This is a genomic window from Cytobacillus sp. T106, from assembly GCF_040492155.1.
GTDB classification, from domain to species: Bacteria; Bacillota; Bacilli; order Bacillales; family Cytobacillaceae; genus Bacillus_AB; species Bacillus_AB infantis.
Window position 1 is genome coordinate 715317 of sequence record NZ_JBEUMK010000001.1, and the last position, 24613, is coordinate 739929.

The 24613-nt window shown below is 46.7% G+C and carries 24 protein-coding genes, 1 other RNA gene and 1 riboswitch; of the genes, 18 read left to right on the top strand and 7 right to left on the bottom strand.

The genetic code is table 11. The features are described 5' to 3' along the window. Positions 1–14: 14 nt before the first annotated feature. The 7 genes from ABU165_RS03595 (at position 15) to ABU165_RS03625 (ending at position 5826) form a co-directional block, all read left to right on the top strand. Positions 15–338 carry a CotD family spore coat protein gene (locus ABU165_RS03595; protein WP_022544119.1) on the top strand — a complete coding sequence of 108 codons (324 nt, stop codon included), beginning with the start codon at positions 15–17 and terminating at the stop codon, positions 336–338. 109 nt (positions 339–447) lie between these two features. Further along, the gene (locus tag ABU165_RS03600) at positions 448–1008 is read left to right on the top strand and encodes an SLOG family protein (protein ID WP_009791233.1); all 561 of its coding nucleotides are present in this window, start codon (positions 448–450) and stop codon (positions 1006–1008) included. A gap of 85 nt (positions 1009–1093) precedes the next feature. Beyond that, entirely contained in the window at positions 1094–1396 is a 303-nt protein-coding gene (gpsB, locus tag ABU165_RS03605; RefSeq protein WP_009791232.1) for a cell division regulator GpsB, read from the top strand. A gap of 81 nt (positions 1397–1477) precedes the next feature. Beyond that, an RNA gene (rnpB, locus tag ABU165_RS03610) (RNase P RNA component class B) lies at positions 1478–1866 on the top strand. Positions 1867–2048: 182 nt separating this feature from the next. Continuing rightward, positions 2049–3203 (top strand): THUMP domain-containing class I SAM-dependent RNA methyltransferase, encoded by a 1155-nt coding sequence (locus tag ABU165_RS03615; RefSeq protein ID WP_101550154.1) that lies wholly within the window; start codon positions 2049–2051, stop codon positions 3201–3203. A gap of 82 nt (positions 3204–3285) precedes the next feature. Further along, positions 3286–3453, top strand: coding sequence for a hypothetical protein (locus tag ABU165_RS03620; protein WP_009791228.1), 168 nt, complete (start codon positions 3286–3288; stop codon positions 3451–3453). 450 nt (positions 3454–3903) lie between these two features. Next, the gene (locus tag ABU165_RS03625) at positions 3904–5826 is read left to right on the top strand and encodes an ATP-dependent DNA helicase (protein ID WP_094767178.1); all 1923 of its coding nucleotides are present in this window, start codon (positions 3904–3906) and stop codon (positions 5824–5826) included. Positions 5827–6002: 176 nt separating this feature from the next. Here ABU165_RS03625 and ABU165_RS03630 read toward each other — a convergent pair whose 3' ends face one another. Continuing rightward, the gene (locus ABU165_RS03630; protein ID WP_353762555.1) at positions 6003–6128 is read right to left on the bottom strand and encodes a hypothetical protein; all 126 of its coding nucleotides are present in this window, start codon (positions 6126–6128) and stop codon (positions 6003–6005) included. A gap of 105 nt (positions 6129–6233) precedes the next feature. Here ABU165_RS03630 and ABU165_RS03635 point away from each other — a divergent pair, with 105 nt between their 5' ends. Together ABU165_RS03635 and ABU165_RS03640 are read left to right on the top strand one after the other, a co-directional pair. Then, positions 6234–7766 (top strand): carboxypeptidase M32, encoded by a 1533-nt coding sequence (locus tag ABU165_RS03635; RefSeq protein ID WP_094767179.1) that lies wholly within the window; start codon positions 6234–6236, stop codon positions 7764–7766. A 65-nt stretch (positions 7767–7831) separates the two neighbouring features. Next, the gene (locus tag ABU165_RS03640) at positions 7832–8740 is read left to right on the top strand and encodes a DMT family transporter (RefSeq protein WP_318059497.1); all 909 of its coding nucleotides are present in this window, start codon (positions 7832–7834) and stop codon (positions 8738–8740) included. 122 nt (positions 8741–8862) lie between these two features. Here the strand turns inward: ABU165_RS03640 and ABU165_RS03645 are convergent, their stop codons facing one another. The 3 genes from ABU165_RS03645 to ABU165_RS03655 are packed head-to-tail and all read right to left on the bottom strand — an operon-like array spanning position 8863 to position 11195. Further along, a complete protein-coding gene (locus tag ABU165_RS03645; protein ID WP_318059496.1) occupies positions 8863–10515 on the bottom strand; it encodes a b(o/a)3-type cytochrome-c oxidase subunit 1 in 1653 nt (550 codons plus the stop codon). Then, positions 10512–10994 carry a cytochrome c oxidase subunit II gene (locus tag ABU165_RS03650; protein WP_022544115.1) on the bottom strand — a complete coding sequence of 161 codons (483 nt, stop codon included), beginning with the start codon at positions 10992–10994 and terminating at the stop codon, positions 10512–10514. The genes ABU165_RS03645 and ABU165_RS03650 overlap by 4 nt, the downstream gene beginning before the upstream one ends. A 51-nt stretch (positions 10995–11045) precedes the next feature. Further along, positions 11046–11195, bottom strand: a complete 150-nt coding sequence (locus ABU165_RS03655; protein WP_009791219.1) for a hypothetical protein — start codon at positions 11193–11195, stop codon at positions 11046–11048. 446 nt (positions 11196–11641) lie between these two features. Next, positions 11642–11743: riboswitch (purine riboswitch) on the top strand. Between the two features lie 121 nt (positions 11744–11864). Here ABU165_RS03655 and ABU165_RS03660 point away from each other — a divergent pair. From ABU165_RS03660 to ABU165_RS03670, 3 genes are all read left to right on the top strand, one after another. Beyond that, positions 11865–12461, top strand: coding sequence for a xanthine phosphoribosyltransferase (locus ABU165_RS03660; RefSeq protein ID WP_101550145.1), 597 nt, complete (start codon positions 11865–11867; stop codon positions 12459–12461). Then, positions 12458–13765, top strand: a complete 1308-nt coding sequence (locus ABU165_RS03665; protein WP_009791217.1) for a nucleobase:cation symporter-2 family protein — start codon at positions 12458–12460, stop codon at positions 13763–13765. Before ABU165_RS03660 ends, ABU165_RS03665 begins: the two co-directional genes overlap by 4 nt. Positions 13766–13860: 95 nt before the next feature. Further along, complete coding sequence (locus ABU165_RS03670) at positions 13861–14313, top strand: DUF6376 family protein (protein ID WP_318059495.1); 453 nt, start codon at positions 13861–13863, stop codon at positions 14311–14313. Positions 14314–14351: 38 nt separating this feature from the next. On the opposite strand, the gene nadR is transcribed toward ABU165_RS03670, so the two are convergent. Then, positions 14352–15389 (bottom strand): multifunctional transcriptional regulator/nicotinamide-nucleotide adenylyltransferase/ribosylnicotinamide kinase NadR, encoded by a 1038-nt coding sequence (gene nadR, locus ABU165_RS03675; RefSeq protein WP_318059494.1) that lies wholly within the window; start codon positions 15387–15389, stop codon positions 14352–14354. After that, positions 15386–16081 (bottom strand): nicotinamide riboside transporter PnuC, encoded by a 696-nt coding sequence (gene pnuC, locus ABU165_RS03680; RefSeq protein WP_101550143.1) that lies wholly within the window; start codon positions 16079–16081, stop codon positions 15386–15388. The genes nadR and pnuC overlap by 4 nt, the downstream gene beginning before the upstream one ends. A gap of 174 nt (positions 16082–16255) precedes the next feature. Between pnuC and ABU165_RS03685 the strand changes: the two genes are divergently transcribed. Both ABU165_RS03685 and ABU165_RS03690 read left to right on the top strand, forming a co-directional pair. Then, positions 16256–16396 carry a hypothetical protein gene (locus tag ABU165_RS03685; RefSeq protein WP_009791213.1) on the top strand — a complete coding sequence of 47 codons (141 nt, stop codon included), beginning with the start codon at positions 16256–16258 and terminating at the stop codon, positions 16394–16396. 111 nt (positions 16397–16507) lie between these two features. Further along, complete coding sequence (locus tag ABU165_RS03690; RefSeq protein WP_318059631.1) at positions 16508–17281, top strand: SDR family NAD(P)-dependent oxidoreductase; 774 nt, start codon at positions 16508–16510, stop codon at positions 17279–17281. Positions 17282–17358: 77 nt separating this feature from the next. On the opposite strand, the gene ABU165_RS03695 is transcribed toward ABU165_RS03690, so the two are convergent. After that, the gene (locus ABU165_RS03695; protein ID WP_022544113.1) at positions 17359–17808 is read right to left on the bottom strand and encodes a chemotaxis protein CheX; all 450 of its coding nucleotides are present in this window, start codon (positions 17806–17808) and stop codon (positions 17359–17361) included. 380 nt (positions 17809–18188) lie between these two features. Here ABU165_RS03695 and ABU165_RS03700 point away from each other — a divergent pair, with 380 nt between their 5' ends. From ABU165_RS03700 to ABU165_RS03715, 4 genes are all read left to right on the top strand, one after another. Further along, on the top strand, positions 18189–19274 hold the full coding sequence (locus tag ABU165_RS03700; protein WP_318059493.1) for a type III polyketide synthase: 1086 nt from the start codon (positions 18189–18191) through the stop codon (positions 19272–19274). Between the two features lies 1 nt (position 19275). Then, on the top strand, positions 19276–19851 hold the full coding sequence (locus ABU165_RS03705) for an isoprenylcysteine carboxyl methyltransferase family protein (protein ID WP_009791208.1): 576 nt from the start codon (positions 19276–19278) through the stop codon (positions 19849–19851). A gap of 351 nt (positions 19852–20202) precedes the next feature. Continuing rightward, entirely contained in the window at positions 20203–23853 is a 3651-nt protein-coding gene (locus ABU165_RS03710; RefSeq protein WP_318059492.1) for a dynamin family protein, read from the top strand. Positions 23854–23857: 4 nt separating this feature from the next. Beyond that, positions 23858–24607: a nucleotidyltransferase domain-containing protein gene (locus tag ABU165_RS03715; RefSeq protein WP_318059491.1), complete on the top strand. Its 750-nt coding sequence runs from the start codon at positions 23858–23860 to the stop codon at positions 24605–24607. The last annotated feature ends 6 nt before the right edge of the window (positions 24608–24613 follow it).

Sequence of the window (24613 nt, forward strand, 5' to 3'; positions counted from 1 at the left end):
AGGAGATCTTAATTATGCATTGCGGACCAAGACCGAATATTTGCCCGGCAGTTGTCCATCCGACAAAATGCTGTGTAAATCATACTTTCCAGAATAATGTGGTGCCTCATATCCATCCTACACACACTACGACAGTCAACCACATTAATTTTCAGCATCAGCATTACTTCCCACAAACACAATCAGTTGTAAATGAAGTGACAAACCAGCAGTTTGTCGCAGGCCCTGGACCGGCCCCTGGATTTGGAGGACCTGGCTTCGGCGGCCCTGGAGCAGGCGGCTTCGGCGGACCTGGGTTCGGAGGCCCAGGCTTTGGCGGCCCTGGCTTCGGAAGATAATAACCTGCCATATTAAGGTGCATTACCAAGGCAGGGGCCTGTATACAGGCCCCTGCTCAATTTTTTCCATAAATCGCATATTATTTTTACATAGAAAGGAGCAGCCCAAATGAAAACAGCGGTTGTCTCAGGCTATAAACCCCACGAGTTGGGAATTTTCAAACGAAATGACCCTGCAGCAGCTTTCATAAGGGCTGCTATCAGGAAGAGCCTGCTCGGTATGCTTGACGAAGGGCTTGAATGGGTGATCATCAGCGGGCAGCCGGGCGCAGAGTTATGGGCTGCTGAGGAGGTCTTTCAGCTGCAGCTCGATGAATATCCTGATCTTAAGCTGGCCGTCATCACACCTTTCCTTGACCAGGAGCAGAACTGGAGCGATTCCAATAAAGAGTGGTATGAATCTGTGATTTCCCAGGCCGATTTTGTAGATTCAGTAACAAGGAAGCCTTACGAAAAGCCCTGGCAGTTCAGGCTGAAGAATCAATTCCTTATCGAAAAAAGCGATGTGCTTCTTCTTGTCTACGATACGGAAAAGGAAGGAACGCCAAAATTCATTTATGAAACAGCTAAAAGCTATCAGGAAAAGAATCCTTATGAAATCAGGATGATTTCCTTTTATGATCTTCAGCTGATTGTTGAAGAAGAGCAGCTGAAGAACCAGGAATTTTAATTTAGTTCCAAAGATAAATTGACAAAAGTACATATTTTTGAAAAAATATATTAAGATTATTCAGCGATAGACTGAGGTGAATGTGATGCTATCCGATAAAGTTAAGTTAACAGCAAAAGACATTTTGGAAAAAGAATTCAAGGCAGGGATGCGGGGGTACAAGCCTGAAGATGTTGATAAGTTCCTGGATCTGATCATCAAGGATTATGAAACCTTCCACCAGGAAATTGAAGATCTGCAGCAGGAAAACCTGCGCCTGAAGAAACAGCTTGATGAAGCCTCTAGAAGGCCTGCAAGCACCCAGACTGCCGGAACAACGAACTTTGATATCTTAAAGCGCCTTTCCAACCTGGAAAAGCATGTGTTTGGCAGCAAACTTTATGAATAACAGCTTTTAACTGATTTTCCTTTTTAAAACCATTGCTATTGGAAGCCAGATTGCATATAATATCATTTGTAGTCATTAATAACGTTCGGGTAATCGCTGCGGCAGCTTGCTGCTGCAGAGGAAAGTCCATGCTCGCACGGACTGAGATGTCCGTAGTGTTCGTGCCTGGCGAAGTCATAAGCCAGGGCAGCCGGGCGATTGCGCGGCTGACGGCAGGGAAAATGCCTAAGTCCTTCGGGATATGGCATGAATACCTTGAAAGTGCCACAGTGACGGAGCCTTTCCAGAAATGGGAAGGGTGGAACGAGGTAAACCCCGCGAGCGAGAAACCCAAATAATGGTAGGGGCACTTTCTCTGAGGAAATGAACAAGGAGAAGGACAGATTTTATATCTGTAGATAGATGATTGCCGCCTTAGTACGAGACTCAGGTCGATTGCAGTACAAAGGAACAAAACATGGCTTACAGAACGTTATTAGTGAGATGATTTTTGAAATGGTAAAGCTCTCCTTTTGCAGGAGGGCTTTTTTAATACATACCAAAACCCTCATGGGGAACACTTGCACGCGGAAACTTCTTCAGGCTATCATGGATGAAGCGGACCGCTGGCCGGCAATAATGAAGGGAAGATCTACTGGAAAGGATGTCTTACATGGGAAAATACCAAATCATCGCAACAGCGGCAATGGGGCTTGAAGCGCTCGTTGCAAAGGAAGTGCGGGCACTTGGCTATGAATGCCAGGTGGAAAACGGAAGAGTTGAATACACAGGGGATGAGACAGCTATAGCGAGAAGCAATTTATGGCTGAGAACGGCAGACCGGATCAAAATCAAAATCGGCGAATTTAAAGCTTATACTTTCGATGAGCTGTTTGAAAAAACAAAAAGCCTTCCATGGGAACAGTATATTGCAGAAGATGCTGAGTTCCCGGTAATCGGCAAGTCTGTCAAATCAAAGCTGTTCAGTGTTTCCGACTGCCAGGCAATCGTCAAAAAGGCGATTGTCGAGAAGCTGAGGACAAAGTATAAAAAAACAGGCTGGTTTGATGAAACGGGTCCATTATGCCGCATTGAAATCTCTATGCTGAAAGATACAGCAACCCTGACTCTGGATGCCAGCGGAAGCGGCCTTCATAAACGGGGATACCGGGCAGGACAGGGAGAAGCTCCGCTGAAGGAAACCCTGGCTGCTGCGCTCGTCCAGCTGACGAACTGGACACCGGACAAGCCATTTGCAGATCCTTTCTGCGGATCAGGGACCATCCCGATCGAGGCGGCCTTGATCGGGCAGAATATTGCCCCGGGCTTTAACCGGGAATTTACCTCTGAGAAGTGGGGCTGGATGCCGGAAAAGGTATGGGATGAAGCCAGAAATGAAGCTGAGGATTTGGCAGACTATGATCAGCCATTAGATATCACTGGATCTGATATTGATCACAGGATGGTGAAAATTGCCCAGGAAAATGCATTTGAAGCAGGCCTGGGGGACATGATCCAATTCAAGCAGATGCAGGTGAGGGACTTTACCTCCAATAAAGAATATGGTGTGATTGTCGGCAACCCTCCATATGGCGAGAGGCTTGGGGAAAAAGGGGCTGTACAGAAAATGTACCGTGAAATGGGAGAAGCGCTCTCAGGGCTGGATACATGGTCGATTTATATGCTTACTTCCGATGAGGACTTTGAACAGCATTTCGGGCGCCAGGCAACCAAGAAAAGGAAGCTGTTCAACGGTTTCATCCGAACAGACCTCTACCAATACTGGGGCAAGCGTCCGCCAAGAGAAAACAGGCAGAAAGAGGAATAAAGGGTTCTCTTATTGAATAAACTAGCAATACTCTATCGGTTTTGGATTAGATGGGCTAGTTTTATTTACAGGAGGAGAGCCAATGGATTACAGGACTCTTGATTTCAATAGAATTTCTCAGGCGCTTGACTACTCGATGGAAATGCTGGTAAAAGAAACGCCTGCCGATCAGGTGCTGGATGAACTGAAAAGTGCCCAGCATGAGCTCCGGCAGGCCCTGTCCTTTTCCCTTTCCGGCAGGCAGCAGTAAATCCTGCCCGGTGTCCGGCAATAACCAGGCACAAGGCTGGCCTCCTCGAAGGGAGCGCCGGTTTTTTGCCGTTCAAGATGATAAATGTACAGCCTGTACTGACGAATTCCTGATTCATCCCATAGTGCTCCCGGCCCCTTGAGCTTGACTAGTTGAAAAAATAGTATAAAATGATTCTTGGCCTCCTGGTTTGGAGTTCGAAGATGCTGCATATGGCAGCTTGTATATAAAAAGTGAAGGGCCGTGCTTCCATGGCCATAAATAATATTGAAAATCACCGCCTCTGACAGGCGGTTATACTTTTTTATGCTGAGAAATCGCAGGAACTCCTGCATGTACAGGAGTTTTTCCTTTATAGGCGGACGAGGCACACAGGCCGATGTCCGGTCCCCCGCCATTTTCCAAAGATACAGGAAGCCCCCGGGACGCTTCTGGATATAGGAGGATTACATGCAAAACCAATTGCCCTTTGCAGTAGCAAAAACAGAATCATTTTTTGAAAAGCTTGGCGACTGGATCGGGGATGTTTTCTATGACCTGCTCCCTGAAGCCGGTTTTGAATTAAGAGACGAACAAATCTATATGGCTTTCCAGCTGGAAAATGCCTTCAAGGAGAAAAAGACAATCTTTGCTGAAGCTGGTGTCGGAACAGGAAAAACGCTTGTCTATCTCCTGTATTCCATCTGCTACGCGAGATATACGAATAAGCCGGCCATCATCGCCTGTGCCGATGAAACTCTCATCGAGCAGCTTGTTAAAAAAGAAGGTGATATTGCGAAGCTGGAAAAGGCGCTTGGATTGAATATTGATGTACGCCTGGCTAAGTCAAGGGATCAATATCTTTGCTTGAACAAGCTGGACAAGGCTGTAGCGGAACAGGACTATGAGGCATATGGAAACATTTATGACCAGCTTCCGTCCTTTACCCACAGCGGAGGATCTCTGCAGAATTTCGAAAGATACGGAGACAGGAAAGATTATCCTGAGCTGACAGACAGCGAATGGACCGGTGTATCATGGGATTCCCTTCAGGATTGCTTTACATGTGAGAAAAGGCACCGGTGCGGCCAGACACTTCACAGGGATTATTACCGGAACAGCCAGGACCTGATCATCTGCTCGCATGACTTCTATATGGAGCATATCTGGACAAAAGAATCCCGCAAAAGGGAAGGCCAGCTGCCCCTGCTGCCTGAATCCTGCACGGTTGTATTCGATGAAGGGCATCTGCTTGAGTATGCCAGCCAGAAAGCCTTGACATACAGGCTGACCGAGCAGATTCTTGAATCGCTCCTTACCCGCCTGATGGCAAATGACGTAAGGGAAAAAACTTTGAATCTGATTGAAGACACCATCGTCCAGAATGAGACCTTCTTCCATGCCCTTTCAGCTGCTGCCGGCAGCCGGACGGACTCTGAGAAACAGCAGATTGCCAAAGGGCCGGCTGTTCTGAAAGAAGGAAAGCTCCTGCTTGAAATGATCGGCTCGCTGGAAGAGGAGCTTGTCTTTGAAAGCGAAATGTATGTTATAAATGAATATGACCTCAAGGTTGTTGAAGAATATCTTGAGCAAATATCATTCTCGCTCTCCCTTTTCATGAAAGATAAGGGAGGAATCAATTGGTTTGAAGAACATAATGGTGAACGGACCCTTGTCATCATGCCTAGAATGGTAGAGGAAATCATGAGGGATGAGGTGTTTTCCCAAAAGAAGCCATTTATCTTTTCTTCCGCCACATTATCGGAAAAAGGCTCCTTTGATTATATGGCCACGAGCCTTGGCATCGACGACTATTTATCATTCACTGTAGCATCACCTTTCAGCTATGAAGAGAAAATGGCCATTCATATGCCTGAATACAGTGAAGAGGATATCACCGGCAAAATGGAATATACTCTGGAACAGCTTAAGAAATCTGGAGGCAGAGGCCTTGTGCTCTTTACAGATCAGAGAGAACTGAACCTTTTTAGGGACTATGCACAGGGCAAGACGGAATTCCCTGTCTATTTTGAAGGAGAGGCTGAAATCAGTACGCTCGTCTCAAAATTCCAGAACGAAGAAGAAGCGGTCCTTTGCTCTACAAATCTTTGGGAGGGCTTAGATATACCTGGCAGATCACTCGAAAATGTAATCATTTTCTCACTCCCGTTCCCTCCGCATGATCCGGTGTTTGATGCCAAGCGTGAAAGCGCGGAAGATTCGTTCCGGGAAATCGACATGCCATACATGCTCCTCAGGCTCCGCCAGGGAATCGGCAGGCTTATCAGGAGCCATGAGGACAGAGGAACAGTACACATCCTGACCAGCAGAGAAGAAGATGTTTCTGTGCTTGAGTCTGTTGAAGCTGTGCTGCCTGTTACACCTGTTAAATAAGGTTTTGATGCCCCCCCTCTTGGCAGAGGGAGGGGCTTTTTGCATCCATTGAAGGGGACCGACAGGGAGAATAAATTTTACTTTGGTCCTCATTCGCTGCAGGTTTGTATTCCCGTTTTTCAAGCAGGGATCAGCATGCAAACTAACGGCACAACCATAAAGAGAGATCTATTCCTTCAGCCTTCTTCACTGCATTCAAAGCAGATCGTTTTCTTGTCATCCGTTATGATTCCGTTGAAAAATCCGTCCAGGCAATAAATCGTTTTCCCGCATTGTACGCAGGTTCCGGCAGGTTCCCTCATCATTCTTCCTCCTGTTTTTAGGTGATTTGCAGTTCTATTCTAGCGTTTTATTCAGAAAAATGTGATAAAATATATGTTGCAAATGATTTTTAGGGGGATGCCAGCATGAACGAAGCATTGAAAAAAACTGAAAAAGACTTTCTTGATTTTGTTAAAAAGATGGGCGCTTATAATGAGGCTCTGTCATTAATATACTGGGATCTCCGTACGGGCGCTCCCAAGCAGGGGGTAGACCAGCGCACTGAAGTAATTGGCATGCTTTCTTCAGAAGTGTTCAAGATGTCCACTTCCGAGGAAATGGCTGCATACATAGCAAAGCTTTCAGGAGAAGAAGCGGCTGCATCACTTGATGCAATTACTGTGAAGGTTCTTGAAGAAAGCAAGAAAGAATATGACCGGAATAAGAAGATTCCGGCTGAGGAGTATAAGGAATACGTTATCCTGCAGTCAAAGGCTGAAAGTGTATGGGAAGAGGCTAAAGACAAATCGGATTTCACGCTTTTCCAGCCGTATCTGGAAAAGCTTGTGGAAGCCAATAAGCGCTTTATCCAGTATTGGGGCTATGAAGGCAATAAATACAACACACTCCTGGATTTGTATGAGCCGGGTGTGACAGTCGATGTGCTGGATGAAGTCTTTGGCGAGCTCAGAAGCAAAATCGTGCCTCTCGTCAAGAGCATATCCGAATCAGATTCAAAGCCGGATACCAGCTTTTTGTATGAAAATTTCCCAAAGGAGAAGCAGCGTGATTTCAGCTTGGAAATCCTGAAGCAGATGGGCTATAACTTTGATGCAGGAAGACTTGATGAAACGGTACATCCATTTGCGACCGGCTTGAATCCAGGGGATGTCAGGGTGACAACGAAATATGATGAGAAGGACTTCCGCACTGCTGTATTCGGTACAATCCATGAAGGCGGCCATGCGCTGTATGAACAGAATATTTCCAAAGACCTTATAGGCACTCCGCTGTGCACAGGGACATCAATGGGAATCCATGAATCACAGTCTCTCTTTTATGAGAATTTTGTAGGGCGCAGTGAGTCATTCTGGAAGAAAAATTACGGACTGCTCAAGCAGTACGCTGATGGCCAGTTTGATGGGGTGGAGCTGGAAGATTTCTATCGTGCCATCAATGAGTCAAAACCGTCGCTGATCAGGATTGAAGCAGACGAACTGACCTATCCGCTTCATGTTATTGTCCGCTATGAAATCGAAAAAGGACTGTTCAATGATGAAATTGAAGTGAAGGACCTTCCGGAAATCTGGAACAGCAAATACGAAGAATACCTGGGAGTGCGACCATCCAATGATGCAGAAGGAGTTCTTCAGGATGTCCATTGGGCCGGGGGCAGCTTTGGGTATTTCCCTTCCTATGCACTCGGATATATGTACGCGGCACAGCTAAAGCAGGCGCTGCTGAAGGATCTTCCTGATTACGACCAGCTTCTGGAAAAGGGGGATCTTGCGCCAGTCAAGGAATGGTTCACGAAAAATGTCCATCAGTACGGCAAGCTGAAGAAGCCGCTTGAGATTCTTGAAGATGTTACTGGCGAAGGGCTGAATGCCAGCTGCCTGTCAGAGTATCTTTATGAGAAATACGGGAAGGTTTACCGATTAAAAGAGTCCTCCCGTTAATTTGAAAAAATAAAGAAAGGGAAAAAGAGCGGGGTGCAGCCGCTCTTTTTCTGCAGGGTGAGGCAATGAAGAAGCTGATGCCGTATTTTGCAATCTCTGCCGGTGCATCTTTATGGGGCCTGATTGCCTATTTTATCAGGGGCTTGTCCGGGTTCGGCTTTTCCTCAATGGAAATCGTCGGGATCCGGGCAGTAACTGCAGCTGCGGCTTTGCTGCTGATAGGGCTTTTTCTGGGCCCGGACCGGCTGGCTTTAAAAAGGACTTCTGATATTGGCCTGTTTGCCGGCACCGGAATTTGCAGCATTGTATTTTTTAATTGGTGCTATTTTACGAGCATTAATTTGATGGATATTTCGATTGCAGTCATACTGCTGTATACTTCTCCCGCATTTGTCGCAGTGTTGTCCTATATTTTCCTGAAAGAGAAAATAACCGGGCGGAAAATCATTGCCGTTTGCGGGACTGTTGCCGGCTGCATCCTGATTGCAGGGGTGGGGGGCGGTTCCGGTTTGAGTGTGATTGGGGTGGTAACTGGACTGGGAGCAGGTCTTGGCTATGCGCTTTACAGCATATTTGGGAAGTTTGCGCTCCAAAAGTATGAGCCGTTTACTGTCACGCTGTATACCTTCGTGACTGCCTCTGCTGTTCTGCTGCCTGTTACCAGGATATGGGAAAAAGCTTCTCTGTTTTTACAGCCGGAGGTTCTGTTCCTGGGCCTTGGCCTAGGCCTGCTGCCGACCGTCCTGGCCTATTTTCTTTACACCTGGGGTTTAGAAAAGACAGAAAGCAGCAAAGCAGCGGTCATTGCTACAATTGAGCCTGTCGTAGCCATCTTTATGGGTGTTGCTTTATATTCAGAATCACTGGGTTACATGCAGCTGTCCGGCTCTATCATAATCCTTCTGTGCGTCATCCTCGTGAACCTCCCGGAAAGAAAGGGGAGAACACCCCTTGAGACAGGGAATAGTGCATAAAGAAACACTCCAGCAGCTGCTGGAGTGTTTTCTTTCAGTCTGGAAAATTATTTTGGCTTGTCTTAAGCTGGCCCGCAGGACGCGGCGTTTTTTGCCTGCGTTCCTTACTCCTGGCAAGATGATTACCATAGTTTATACCCTTTAGATCCCGGCGGTGCGTTTTGGATCAGGTCGATGAACGGGATGGTGTAGGCAAACAGGATGAGGGCAGCGGTGATGCCGAGCCAGAGCTTCCAGTTTTCAAAGACAAGCGGCGTTTTTTCGGCATTTTCCGCTGTTTCGCCTACCGGGAATTCTTCAGAGCCTTTAGGGGCCATGAATGCGAGATTTACAAAGATATACAGCATCAGGATGATAGCAAGGAACAGGATGGATCCTCCAATTGCCTGTGCGACCTGATAGGGAATCCATTCAGCTGCCTGTGCGGCTCCGCCGTACTCAGAAAAAGAAGAGCGGCGGGGGGCGCCCAATAATCCTGCAGCATGCATGGCCCCGGACATGAATGTCATGCCGATTGCCCAAAGCACTCCTTGTGTAATGGCGAGGCGGTTCATCGCTTTCGTAAGGACTCTGCCAGTCAAATGCGGCACCAGCCAGTAAGAAATGCCGAAGAATGTCAGGACCACAGCAGTTGCAACGGTCAAATGGAAGTGGCCGGTTACCCAGATTGTGTTGTGGACTACCTGGTTCATCTGGTGTGATGCGTTAACAATGCCCCCTGCACCTGCAGGGATGAAGGCAACCATTCCGATGAATGGAACTGTAAAGCGGGCATCCCCCCATGGCAGTTTTTTGAGCCAGCCGAATAAGCCTGTTGCCCCTTTGGATCTTCCAAATCCCTCAAATGTAGCAAACAGTGAAAAGGCAGTCATTAAAGAAGGGATAACAACCAGGAATGTCAGGATTACCTGCAGGAATTTCCATGCCGCGTCGATACCCGGCTCCATCAGCTGATGGTGGAATCCGACCGGTATGGAAAATAGCAGAAATAGAATGAATGACATCCGGGCCAGTGAATCAGAAAAAATTTTTGCGCCAATTACTTTCGGAATGACAACATACCAGCCCATATAAGCAGGAAGGAGCCAAAAATAGACGAGCGGATGTCCGAAATACCAGAAGAGTGTCCGGCTGACTCCGACATTGACGGTCTCGACCAGGCCAAGCGACCATGGCAGCAGCTGTATCAGCACCGTTGCGGCCACTCCAATGGCAGCGACGATCCACATGATGGTATTTACCAGGCTCATGAATGTAAGCAGGGGACTCGGCTGCCTGGGATTATTCCTGCGCCACTCTGCATACTTCATGATAATCGCAGCGCCATCAAACCAGCTGCCGACTACTACGAAAGTCAGTCCAAGATAATAAATGGCATGTGCCTGCAACGGGGCATAAAAGGTATACAAAACGCTTGCTTCATTCAGCAGTATCATGACGGCTGCCATCATGGTTCCGGCTGTCATGAGCCAAAAACCGATCCAGCCCATCGTCCGCTGCTTTTTCGTCAAGGTCCCGGCTGTTTTGCTGACTGCTGCAAGCTGGAAGCCCATAATGAAGAACGTTGTCAGTACCAGTCCCAATACGACTCCATGGACAGTGAGAATCTGATAATAGCCGATTCCAGCCGGCAGCTGGAACTTGCCGGAGCGGACGAGCACCTGCAGTAAGCCGGCAAGACCGCCGATTGCGAGCGCTGTGAAGGCTACATAGAAATGAGCCATGGCTAGCTTCCCGTCCTGTCTGTCAACCTTTTTATTCTGATTTTGCTTCATGATGCTTCAACCACCTTTATTTTTGACGTCATCATATGATGTCCTGCACCGCAGTACTCATTGCACAAGATAAGATACTCTCCAGCTTTATCAAAAGTTGCTGTATGCTCACTGATATATCCGGGCTCCAGCATCATATTGATATTCGAGCCGGCGACCTCAAAGCCGTGGATAACGTCCTTTGTCGTTGCCATGATCTTCACCTTTGCCCCAAGAGGTATTTCAATTTCGCCAGGATTATAGGAAAAGGCGGAGGCAACGAATACCAGCTCATAATCCCAATCCTTTCCCTCCACTTTTTTTAGGCCGGGCTCATTGAAAGGCGCCGTCTGGTCCACCTTCTCCGGATTGATGGTTGCAAGGCAGCTCGGGGGCTGGTTGCCAAGATAGAATGCGCTGATGCCAAGAACCGTCAAGAAAACGATCAGTGAGCCGATTCCGAACCCGAGCCAGGCTTTTTCAAATTTATGCATATGCATAGCTTTCTTCTCCCTTCAGGCATTTCAATCATAATGGATAGCATGTGATGATTAAAATCGATCTGTAAATAAAAAATAGACGCCTGCCCATACTCCGATTAAAAATAAACCCAGAATAAACACAGAGGCCAAGGTTCCCTTTAAAGATGAAGCATCCTCGATCTTTGTTTTATTTTTCCTGCCAAGTTCCGTGTTTGCCATGGCATTTTTCTCCTTTCAATATGGATGAACAAATAATGATTACATGTTCATCATACAAGGAATTTCTCCGGATTCTACCAGTCTTCACCTGTTTCACAAAGTGTTCATTCATTCTGTTGGCACTATGCCAATAGTGTAAAATTGCTGCAGCTGGCCGGAAGGACCGGGATTTTTATATAAAAATGTGAAATTTATGTGAAAAGGAGAAATACTCAATGCGTCATTAAGTAAATATGCTAAGGCTGAGAAATGGAATGACTCTCCCCGGGGGATTATATTCATTATTTTAGGATTATTCAGAAATGGACTGTATAAGTGCTTTTCAATAGCCAAAAAGCACCATATTATCACTAAAAGCGAACAATGCAAGTAAAATAAAAACAAATAATTCGACTTTTTCTCTTATTAAACTATTGAAATATCTTGCTGGGGTGTTATAATGAAACATAATTTCATAACGATACACTCATATAATCGCGGGAATATGGCCTGCAAGTTTCTACCGGACTGCCGTTAACAGTCTGACTATGGGTGAGCAATGGGAGGCATTGGGATCTTTTGCTGTTGCCCCTGCCTTATAAAAGCCTGAAGGGATTGCTTCACTCATTTTTTTGCAGTGAGTGATTTCCTTCAGGCTTTTTTATTTTTCTATTCATAGGGAGGATAATGATGAAACTACTAGAAGAAACAATCAAAAGAGAAGGACGGGTGCTGTCTGACAGTGTCCTTAAGGTAGACTCGTTTCTCAACCATCAGATCGACCCTTTCCTGATGAAGGAAATAGGCAAAGAGTTTGCAGCACGTTTTGCAGGGGAGGCTATTACGAAGATTCTTACGCTGGAATCGTCAGGGATTGCTCCATCTGTCATGGCTGGGATCGAGCTTGGGGTGCCCGTGCTGTTCGCGAGAAAAAGAAAATCATTGACTCTCTCAGAAGGGCTGCTTTCCGCCAGTGTCTATTCTTTCACAAAGCAGGAGTCCAACGAGATTTCAGCATCTTCCAAATATCTTGGCGCTGATGACAGGGTCCTTATCATTGACGACTTCCTGGCCAATGGCCAGGCTGCTTTGGGGCTCATCGAACTTGCCGGACAGGCCGGGGCTTCAGTTGCGGGCGTTGGAATCGTTATTGAAAAGTCCTTCCAGGAAGGACGCAGCCTGCTGGAAGAGAAAGCTGTCAAAGTGGTTTCCCTTGCACGGATCCAGTCGCTTGGGAATGGAAGCATCACATTCTTGGAAAATAGCAGGGAGGCATCAACACGATGAAAAACTCACCATTTAAAATAGCTTCATTGGGAATCCAGCATGTTTTAGCCATGTATGCAGGTGCTGTCATTGTACCCCTTATAGTGGGGGGGGCCCTGGGGTTGTCAGGAGAAGAGCTGACATATCTTGTTTCCATTGATATTTTAATGTGCGGAGTGGCGACGATCCTCCAGGTATGGCGCAATCAATTCTTCGGCATCGGCCTTCCGGTTGTGCTTGGCTGTACGTTTACCGCAGTCAGCCCGATGATTGCGATTGGCGGGCAATATGGCATTACAGCTATTTATGGATCTATTTTGGTTTCGGGCCTTTTTGTTATACTGGTAGGAAAATATTTCGGAAATCTTGTGCGTTTCTTCCCTCCGGTTGTAACAGGCTCGGTTGTTACCATCATTGGTATCACACTTATCCCGGTTGCCATGAATAATATGGCTGGCGGCGAAGGCAGTGCCGATTATGGTTCGCTTTCCAATCTGGCCCTTGCATTTGGAACTTTATTCTTCATCATTATTTTGTATCGCTTGTTTACCGGATTTATCCGCTCTGTTTCAATCCTGCTAGGACTATTTGCTGGAACAGCCGCTGCATTCCTGATGGGGAAATCAGATTTCTCGGCAGTGGGTGAGGCTTCATGGTTCCATATGGTCCAGCCTTTCTATTTCGGGATGCCGACATTTGAACCGGCAGCAATCCTGACAATGATCATTATCGCGATGGTCAGCCTGGTTGAATCAACAGGCGTTTATTTCGCCCTGGGGGATATTTGCGGCAAGAAGCTGGATAAGAAAGACCTGGCAAACGGCTACAGGGCAGAAGGGCTTGCGATTGTCCTTGGCGGGCTGTTCAATGCATTTCCATATACAACGTATTCTCAGAATGTCGGCCTTCTCCAGCTGTCAGGTGTGAAAACCAAGAATGTCATTTACACAGCGGGCGTATTCCTTGTCCTCCTTGGCCTGGTTCCAAAAATCGGCGCCATGACTACAGTCATTCCATCAGCTGTATTGGGCGGCGCAATGATTGCCATGTTTGGGATGGTCATCGCCTATGGAATCAAAATGCTCAGCCAGGTGGACTTTTCTTCACAGGAAAATCTGCTGATCATCGCCTGCTCTGTCGGAATGGGGCTTGGAGTCACAGCAGTTCCAGGCCTGTTCGCTGAAATGCCTGAGAGCATCAGGATCCTGACAGATAACGGCATTGTAGCGGGAAGTTTGACGGCTATTGCACTCAATCTTGTATTCAATGTAAAAACCTCCAAAGCAAAGACCGCGGCCTCTAAGCTTGAAGAGAAGGCAGCATAATAATAGCCAGCCATCCCGCTTTTAATGGGGATGGTTTTTTTGTGAAACATATTCTCGTGATAAACGTATTGAATAACATGAAACTTAAAGGAGGAATGAGAGTATTGAAGATAATCTTCCGGCTGTTCATGTTTGCAGTGACAGCCCTTTCCCTTGCAGGATGCTCTTTTCTGGAAGAGGCTGCCGGCACTGCAGAGTATGCCAATAAAGCTGCAGAGCATATTGAAAAGCTGAATGCATTTGCCGAGGATGCCCCGGGGATGATTGAAGTAGCTGCCGGGGATTCAGAAATCCGGCACCAGCTTGAGGAAAGGCTGGTCAATCTAAAACAGGATATTGAGAACTTTATTCAGCTTCAGGATATACCTGCTCCCGCTGAGGCCGTTCATGAGGAGCTGGCTGCCAAAAATGAAGTGCTGCTGGAAGAAATCAATCTGGCTTTAGATGGCGGCAATCTGGCCCTTGATCAATTGGAAAACTCAGAAATGATTAAAACAATAAATGATGCATCTGCCCTGCTGAACCGGATTGAAGGGCTGATGAATTAACTGATAAAAGGGCATCGCCATGATGCCCTTTTAACTTGTCATTTTCCTTCCAGCAGCTCATCCGTAAATTTAATGCTCTTTTCCAGCCTCTCCCGGTAGCTGCCGTTGATTATTTTATAGCACACATGATGTTCATCAAGAAGAGATTTCAGAAGGAGATGATTCTTCCAGCGCAAATCCTGATGCCCGAAGCTTCTTGTTCCGTCATCGACCCAATCTACATCCGGCTCCAATAAAAGCCATAAATCATACTCCTGCAGTCTGGCCATTTCATCGAGCACAGGCTGTCTTTTATTCAGATAGGCGTGAGAGAAAAACTGGGTGGTGATTGCCTCAGTATCAACAAAAAGGATTTTGTCTGCCAGCTTCAGCTGCTTCCATTCCTCCAGCTTATGGGCATATGCAATATGGGGGTAGTCTTCCGGTACTGTTATTCCCTCGCATCCTCCAAGTTCTTCATAAAAGGTCCGGCCATACTCCTTCACAAAAGAAGTATTATAAATCTGGGCCATATTGGCTGTCAGCGTGGATTTTCCGCAGCTTTCAGTCCCGGCAATCACCACTTTTTTGACGAAATGCGGCCGGACACATTTAGGCACCATATCCCAATGCTTCAGCACGCCATCTTTCCTGAACATCGTACCTGATACCGGATACCTTTTTCTCTCCGGATCTATGAGGATATGCTCAGCTTCCGGGTAAAGACGGGAAAAAATCGGTCCGTAATCCGGCTCTGAGCTGAACACAAAATCGATCGGACTGCCGATTTTTGCACGGATCTTTTTTGCGCCATTTTCCCAATCGGAGAAAGAGCCGGTCTGTTCATCATAAATTTCATGGACATGTACATGCGGCAGCTCCCTGGTCAGCTGTTTCCACCAGCGGAACCGCAGTGTAAAGCTGACATGCTCTGCACAGCCGCCTTCAAAAAGCTTTCTTTCATAGTCGCTGTCGTGTGAGATGATGACATGAAGCTCGTCAGCTGTTGCAGCTGCCGCCGTCATGCTGTATACATGGCCAAGATGGGGGAAAGGCAGGAACTTTCCCCCGTACATACCAATTGTTTTTTTCTTCAAACCGCTGCAGCTCCCTGCTTTTTATAAAGTTTCGTCCAATTTATATACCCATAAATGCTGTTAAACAAGAATGCCGTCCACATGACGAGCATAGATATATCATTGCCCCCTGTTGAAATCAGAGCATTAAACCAGAGGATGACCGACAGGACATTGACAAGGATCCATAGAAGCCACTGCTCGGCGAATCTTCTCAGCATCAATATCTGTGCTGTTACGGAAAGGACATTTGTGGCAGAGTCAATATAAACAGATCTCCCCCCCAGATAGTCAAGGAGGAGGGCATATAGAAAAATGGACACCAGCACAGTAATTCCGAGAAGGGACCATCCCTTGGAATCAAGCGTCTTAACCTTCACATCTTCCCCTTTTATGCTGTCCTTTGTCATATTCTTTCTCCAGAGATAAATGCCGATAAACTGAATGGGAAAATAGAACAGGCCATTGAGCATGGCTTCCCCATACAGCCCGTAGGTATAGGAAATATAAGCATATGTCCCTGTCTGGATAATGCCGAAATAATAGTTTGCGATTTTTCCCTTTGCTACGAGGACAACACAAAGCATCCCGGCCAAAGAAGAAATAAGGCCAAGAAGGGAATCCTGCCAGGCAATAAACAAATACACATTAATAAGTGTAAAAACAAGAAGCCAGCTTATTTCAAATATCGTCCAATCGCGGAATATTTTCATGGTTTCCTCCTATGAAAGCAGATGCGGCCATACAGCCTAAAACTTATTATAGGTGATTATTTTCTGAAAAGGGAATAAATTTCCTGTTTTTTTACCATGGAAGCTTAGCAGAGGAACATTTTGTTTTTTAATAAATAAAATATAATTGCAGCAATACAGAATGAGGGTGAAGAAGTGGAAAAGTTCTATTGCGAGCATTGCAGGCTCCTTTACAATGAAGAGGGAAGCTGTAAAGTATGCGGTTCTGCTGCAGGCAAGAAAATTATCATAAACGTCCAGGCACAGGAGCTTTCATCTGATAAATCCAAGGAATAGGCTGGAAGGGCGCCGGCAGCGTGCCCTTTTTCCTGCATGAGGCAGAGAGTTAGGTGTCCTGGCATGCTGTATGTTAAAATTTATATGAATTTTCTAAAAAGGGTGATGGATATGTATTTGCCTGATTTCAGGGTAGAAGGGAAAAAGGCATTAGTGACCGGTGCGGGGCGGGGAATAGGACGGGCCCTTGCAATTGGGCTGGCAGAAGCGGGTGCAGATGTAGCCCTGATGGCAAGAACGAAGGCCGATCTGGAGGAAACCGCCGCAGAAGTGAGGAAGACTGGCAGGGAGGCCATTGTCATCCAGGCTGATGCAGCCAAAAGGGAAGATGTACATAATGCAGTCAGAACCGCTGCAGAACATTGGGGAAGACTGGATATTGCCGTCAATAATGCAGGCATGAATATCCGTTCAAAAGCGCTTGATGTAACAGATGAAGAATGGCAGACAATCATGGATACTAATCTCAAATCCGCATTCATGGTCTCCCAGGAGGCCGGAAGGGTTATGAAGGACAGCGGGACACCGGGCAGGATCATTACGATTGCCTCAGTTGCCGGACATGTTGCTTTAAGGACGGGAGTTGTGTATGCAGCAACAAAAGCCGCATTAATCCAGATGACTAAAGTACTTGCCATGGAATGGGGCCCTTACAACATCAACGTCAATGCAATAGGTCCGTGGTATTTTAAAACGCCGCTTACAGAAAAGCTCCTTGCAGATCCGGAATATCTGCAGGAAATATTGGATGTGACGCCGCTGAACCGGGTCGGCGAGCTGGAGGAGCTGGTTGGTCCGACAGTATTCCTGGCGAGTGCTGCCGGCAGCTATGTGACCGGCCAGACACTATTTGTTGACGGCGGCATGACGATTAAAGGATTTTAGACAGAATAGTCAAATCCCCCGGCGATGTGCCGGGGGATGTCTATTCCTTTTATCCAGCTGATAGGCGTCCGCTGCGGCTATTCAAGCATCAGGACGACCATCAGCTCACCTGCGCCTGAAAGCTTTACAGGCAGGCTGTAGGCCTTCTCAAACCCATAGACCTTCGTCTCGCCTACAAGGACCGTAGGGGGAGTGATATCAATCTGAAGGCCCTGCCCTGATAAGTTAATAGATAGATTGCCGGCAATCATATTTCCGAGTTCACCCGCGAAAGATTCCAGCATTTCACCTTCCAGCAGCATTCCAAACATAGCTTCGCCGATTTTGCTGAAAGCCTGCTCTTCTCCATCTATAATGACTCTGCCCCGCAAATCGCCCGTCATTCCAATCAGCACACCAATGCTATGCTGTGTAAAGGGCTGTGAAAATTGCGCCGGCTCCTCAACTGAAGATTCAAAAGGAAAAACACTTTTAATTGATTCAATAGTCCCGCTAATGATATCTTCAACATTTTTTGTCAATGACATGAATGATCCCTCCAGCAACCAGCTAACATTAATATTAACATAATTTCCCGCTGCTGGTAGTAAGTTTTTTGCAAAAACGTATCTTATTATTTCCCAAAGGCTGCGGGTCAAAAGTCTCTGGGCTGAAAGTATCGCTTCGGGTGGATATTAATTGGAAAAGATTAAATAATGAATGCCCCAGTAAAACAATATATAATAAAAGAGCACAGCAACTCCTTCAAAACGTGAAGCTTCCTCCAGGCGGGGAAGCTTTTTTTTGTCCGCGCTCCCGCTGTTCCTGCTGCATCCCGAAAGCCGTGCCAGATGAGAAACTGTGTATAATACTTCTTTGTTTGGAAAAATTAACAAGGAATTGTTTATAGAGCGAGGAGCGTATAAAAATGCCAGCTATCATCTCGGCTGCCGAAGCCATTCCTGCCCACAGGCTGGAGCAGGGACAAGTAATGGAGTTTGCAAGGGACTTGTTTTCGGAGTCCTTCAAGGATGTTGAAAGGCTTTTAAAAGCCTTCCATAATGGCCAGATACATAAGAGGCATTTTGCCAAAGGAATGGACTGGTACAGGAGAGAACATTCTTTTGAAGAAAAAAATCAGGCTTTTATTGAGTGTGCGGTAGAGCTTGGGGCAGAAGCCATCCGGAATTGCCTCCATGACAGACAGTTCCTGGGACGAAAAATAGATTATTCGGAGATTGATGCCATATTCATGGTGACAAGCACCGGAATTTCCACTCCAAGCCTGGACGCAAGAATCATGAACGTCCTGCCTTTTTCACAGCATACAAAAAGGATCCCTTTATGGGGGCTCGGCTGTGCCGGAGGAGCGTCAGGGTTATCAAGGGCTTATGAGTACTGCCTTGCTTATCCAAAGGCGAAAGTGATTGTCCTGGCAGTCGAGCTTTGCAGCCTGACCTTCCAGAAAAATGATCGGAGCAAAAGCAATCTGATCGGCACTTCTTTATTTGCAGACGGTGCTGCATGTGTCTTAATGGCCGGTGATCAAGCGGAATTGGTTAATATGGAGCGTTCTCACGCCATTCCAAGGATAATTGGCACAGCTTCGACAACCATGCCTGATTCCCTTGACGTAATGGGGTGGGATGTGAGGAACGAGGGTCTCTATGTAGTGTTTTCCAAGGATATTCCCTCCATTATTGAAAACTGGCTCAAGCCCAATGTAGAAAGCTTTCTGAAAAGGATGGACACCAGACTGGACGAAATAGATCATTTTGTTGCTCATCCCGGCGGGAAAAAGGTGCTGGATGCCTATGTCACCAGCCTGCAGTTTTCTCCCCATATGACAGATATATCCCTTCAGGTGCTGAAGGAGTTCGGCAATATGTCTTCAGCTACAATCTTGTATGTACTGAGAAGATTCATGGAAAAAGGGAAGGCAGGCGAGCTTGGGATTGCGGCAGCACTGGGGCCGGGCTTCAGCTCTGAACTGCTATTGCTGAGGTGGGAATGATATGGATTGGTTCACTGTTTTTATTTTGATCATCATGCTCCAAAGGGTCGGGGAACTGGCAGTAGCCAGAAGCAATGAAAAATGGATGAAAAGCCGGGGAGCCCTTGAGTTTGGCAAGGGGCACTACAGTATAATGGTCATGATTCATGCTTCTTTCTTTCTTTTTTACAGTTTTGAGGTTTCGTGGGGGAGCAGGACCCTTTCGTCCTTGTGGCCAGCAATTTTGACAGTGATCATAATCACTCAGGCTGGCCGGCTCTGGGCGCTGCTTTCCCTGGGGAAGTACTGGAATACAAAAATCCTGGTTATACCCCATGCCAATGTGGTCATGAGAGGGCCTTACCGGTTCATCCGGCATCCGAACTATGTAATTGTAACCTTGGAATTCCTCGCTTTTCCTCTGATGTTCCAGGCGTATTGGACATTGGCCGTATTTTCAATTCTTAATCTAGCCATCCTCTCAGTCAGGATACCTGCGGAAGAACAGGCTCTCAGCGGCCTGACTGAATACCGGCAAAAATTGCGGCGTAACCGTTTTCTTCCTGGAAGAAAACGAATTTCTGAAGAAAGCAGTTGAAAATGATTATCATTGATGATAAACTTCTAAATGAGGCTGAATATTATTCTCAATTGAAAAAATAATTCAACCAAGGACGGTGTTACATATGGTATCTGTTTTTATTATTGGTGTGATCGCTGTATACTCGTTTGTCATGAAGCACGTCTTAAGCCATGTTGCTAAGCCGCAGACAGTGAAATAAAATATTCCAGGCCCTTTCCCTTTAAGGAAAGGGTTTTTTGTTTATTTTTTTTAGCTTATAAGAGCTCCTTCCGCACGGCCTGGCAGCTGCATAGTTATAAATATATGAAAAGAGCGAATTATCGTTTAAAATGATAGTAAATTCATAAAAGCAAGGAGAAGTATCGGATGTCATTCACATTGCCTGAACAGCGGACAGCAGAGAAGCTCAACAAAGCCGCTGCCTTTCATGATTATTTAGCAGAACAGAAAGATGCCCAAACAGCAGAAAAGGCGGGCCAGCTTGCCAGAAAAATCAGCCGGGATGAGTTTACTATTGCTTTTTGCGGCCATTTCTCAGCCGGAAAATCAAGCATGATCAATAAAATCATCGGTGAAGACCTCTTGCCGTCGAGCCCGATCCCTACCAGCGCCAATTTAGTGAAAATTAAAGCGGGGGAGGATTATGCCAAGGTCTATTTTAAAGAAGGTAATCCCCGCCTCTATCCTGCTCCATATGATTATGAGCGTGTAAAGCAGTATTGCCGGAATGGCGGCCAGATCCACTCGATCGAAATCAGCAAGCCGGGAACAATCCTCCCGGAGAATATCGCAGTCATGGATACACCGGGAATCGATTCGGCAGATGATGCCCACAGAATTTCAACAGAATCTGCCCTTCACCTTTCCGACCTCATTTTTTACGTGATGGATTATAATCATGTCCAGTCAGAGCTTAATTTTCTGTTTACAAAAGAGCTTGCTGCTGCAGGAAAAGAGATTTATCTGATCATCAATCAGATTGATAAGCACCGTGAAGAAGAAATAAGCATGGCAGAGTTCAAAGCCAGTGTGAGAGAGTCATTTTCTTCCTGGGGGGTTCAGCCTGAACATATTTTCTATACCTCACTAAAGCAAGAGGAACATCCTCATAATGAGTTCGGAAAGCTGCGCCAATTCATCCATGAAAAGATGGCTTTAAGCAGGGAATTGCTTCCCCGGGCAGCAGAGGAAGCTATAAAAAGGCTCGCTGATGAGCATATCCGATTCCTGGAGGCGCTCGATGAGTCAGAAGAACAGCGTTTGAACGGAATATTGGAAGGGCTTCCGGTACAGCGGAGAGAGACTCTAGAAAAGGACGCTGCTGCTTTGGCGGATAAGCTCAATAAGAGAAAGACAGAAAGGGATTCTTTCCAGGAACACCTTGGAAAGGAGCTGGAAAAGGTCTTAAAGAATGCTTACCTGATGCCTTACCAGACAAGGGAGCTTGCAGAAAAGTATCTCGAATCCCGTCAGCCGGGATTTAAAGTCGGCCTGTTTTTCTCACGCCAGAAAACCGGGGAGGAATCAGCCCGCCGCCTTGATGCCTTTTATCAGGATCTTCATGATCGGGTAAGGTCGGAGCTGGTCTGGCATATAAAGGAAGTGTTTTCAAGAACGATAAAAGAAAAAGAGCTGCTGGATCCGGAACTGCTGGAAGCGGTGCAAAGTTTCTCCATCCCGTTTACAGCACAAATGATCGAACAGACTGTGAAAAGCGGAGCCATGCTGACAGGTGAATATGTGCTTAACTATACAGAGGATGTTGCCTCCGCGGTCAAAAAAACGGCTAAGGATCATTTCGAACAAATCAAAAACATCATGATCCAAAAAGCAGCAGAAAATTCTTCCGAAGCAATTGAAAAATCAGAAGCGGAATACAGGGAAGTCAAAGGTCTTGCAGAGGCGTGGATCAGCCTGAATGAAATGAAAGAAAAACAGCTGGCTGCAAAAATGAGGCTGGAGCAGGTAATCCATGAAGACTATCCTTCTGATCAGCTCAGTGCCAGCGCAATCGAGCTGACAGCAGACACAGAAACAGCCGAAGTTGCGCCGGATGAAGAAGAAGACTTTTTGGATAAGGTGAACGATAAAGCTGAGATGGAAGAAGAAGAGATTCAATTTGCCGGGCGAAGCGCAGATCCGGATGACATAATCAAAAAGCTATTATTTACAGCTGAGAAATTGAAGGGCGTTCCCGGCTTTTCCAAGACGGCTGCCGAATTGGCCAGAAAAGCAGCGCGGCTGAAGGACAAGGACTATACGGTTGCATTATTCGGAGCCTTCAGTGCCGGCAAGTCATCGTTCGCAAATGCGCTGATTGGCGAAAGGCTGCTGCCGGTTTCGCCAAATCCGACTACAGCAGCAATCAACAAGATCAGGCCTGTCGATCATGATCATGCCCATGGCACAAGCCTGGTGCATTTTAAAACAGCCGAGGTCCTTTACGGAGATGTCAATCGTTCCCTTAAGGCTTTCAATGAACAGGCAACAGATCTTGAAGATGCCCTGCGAAAAATAGGAAAGCTGAGTGAAGCAGGGGATCTGAACAGCAGTGAAAAAACCCATCTGGCTTTCCTGAATGCCTTTTCGAAAGGTTATCCGGATTACCGTGCCAAGCTGGGAGATACGATGACAGTGAGTCTGGCAGAATTCGGGGCCTTTGTGGCAGATGAAGAGAAATCCTGTCTGGTGGAGCTGATTGAGGTGTTTTATGACTGCCCATTGACGAGGCAGGGCATCACCCTTGTCGACACTCCTGGAGCCGATTCCATCAATGCCCGCCATACAGGTGTTGCATTCGATTATATAAAAAATTCAGATGCCATCCTTTTTGTCACCTATTATAATCATGCATTTTCAAGGGCTGACAGGGAATTCCTCATCCAGCTTGGAAGGGTGAAGGAGTCTTTTGAACTCGACAAAATGTTCTTTGCCGTCAATGCAGTAGATCTCGCCTCAAGTGAGGAGGAGATGGAGTCTGTGCTCCGCTATGTGGAAGATCAGCTGACTCAGTACGGCATTCGCCGGCCGCATCTGAATCCGGTCTCAAGTCTGCTTGGACTTCAGGAGAAGCTGGGAGAGGCAGCCGGCAAATCTTATTTGGCAGAGTTCGAGGAACGGTTTTATTCGTTCATTTCCAGCGAGCTCTCTGCCATTGCCGTAAACTCGGCTGAAAATGAATGGGAACGAGCCATCGGTCAGCTCAGGAGTTTTATCCGCTCTTCCCGGGAAGATGAGTCGGCAAAGCAGATGAAACGCGAGAAGATAGCAGGGGAGAAGGCTGGAGTCCGGGATATTCTTGAAAAAGGCTCTTCCCTGGTGCTGAAGAAAAGACTTGAGCAGGAAGCGGATGAGCTCATCTTTTACATTAAGCAGCGGGTATTTTTCAGGTTTGGCGATTTTATCAAAGAAGCCTTTAATCCTTCTGTCCTGAAAGATGATGGAAGGAATATGAAGAAAGCGCTCCAGGATGCCCTGGCAGACTTCCTCAGCTCTTTCGGATTTGATTTTGCCCAGGAGATGAGGGCGACCTCGCTGAGACTTGAGGTATTTGCCGGCAAGCTGGCAAAGGAAGCCCAGGCCTCCCTGGTATCTTCCATCAGCAAAATCAGCGGAGACATTACTTTTACAGAATTTGAAGTCTCCAGCCATCCAGGGCTTGATTTCACATTTGCTTTTTCGGACCTGGAGCCCGGACTGTTCAAAAAGGCTTTAAGCTATTTTAAAAGCCCTAAGACATTCTTTGAACAGAATGGCAGAAAACAGCTGGGCGAGGAACTGCACAAAGTGCTGGATGGACCGGCTGACAATTATCTGGCTTCCGAGAGCAGCAGGCTGAAAGACTATTATGCACGCATTCTGGAAGAAGAATACCGAAAGCTGACTGCCGAAATGGCAGATCAGGCAGCAGAATACTATGAAGGGATTTCCGCAGCGCTGAGTGATGAAATTCCTCTTGATAAATTGATTGAACTGGAACGCTCACTCGTCCAGTTCACATCTGGCAGTAAAGGGTGATCACGTGAAGGAATGGCTTCAGGATCTGGAAAAGAAGCATAACATCACCATATATTATGCATGTGAAGCAGGAAGCCGCGCCTGGGGAACGGCTTCCGAACAATCGGATTACGATGTTCGTTTTATTTACAAATACAATGAGGTACGCAGCTATTTAGCGTTAAAGCCTGAACAGCAGACAATTGTCCATGCCTCGCCGGCAGACTCGGCAGGCTGGGATTTGTTCAAGGCTTTCAGCCTGCTGGAAAAATCGAATCCGAGCCTTTATGAATGGGCGTATTCGCCAATCGTCTATATTGACAGGCAGGATTTTGCCAGCCGTCTCCGGAACTTCATCAGTGAAGAATATTCTTCTTTTAAGCTTGCAAAGCATTATCAGGGACTGATGGTTCGGAACTTAAAAGAAATCTCGGGCAAGGAATTGACGCCAAGGAGGCAGAAACAGCTGATCCACGCTGCAAGATCCGGCCTGCTGGCAGGAATGCTGTCAAAAGAAATGAAAGCTGTGCCTTGGTCCGATCTCTTTGCCTGTGCTCCTGAAGGACAGGACTTTGCCCAAATACTGCCATACTATCATATCCTTGGAGAATCAAAGGCGAGTGGCAGACTGATAAAGGAAAGTGAAAGAGCAGAATTGGAAGTCCTTTTATACCGGCAGACAAACCAGCTGGACATTCCGGCGGGGGAGGCTGGCAAAAGGGAAAATACCAGGGGGAAGCTGAACCAATGGCTTTGGGAACTTCTCGATATTTAGGGGGGA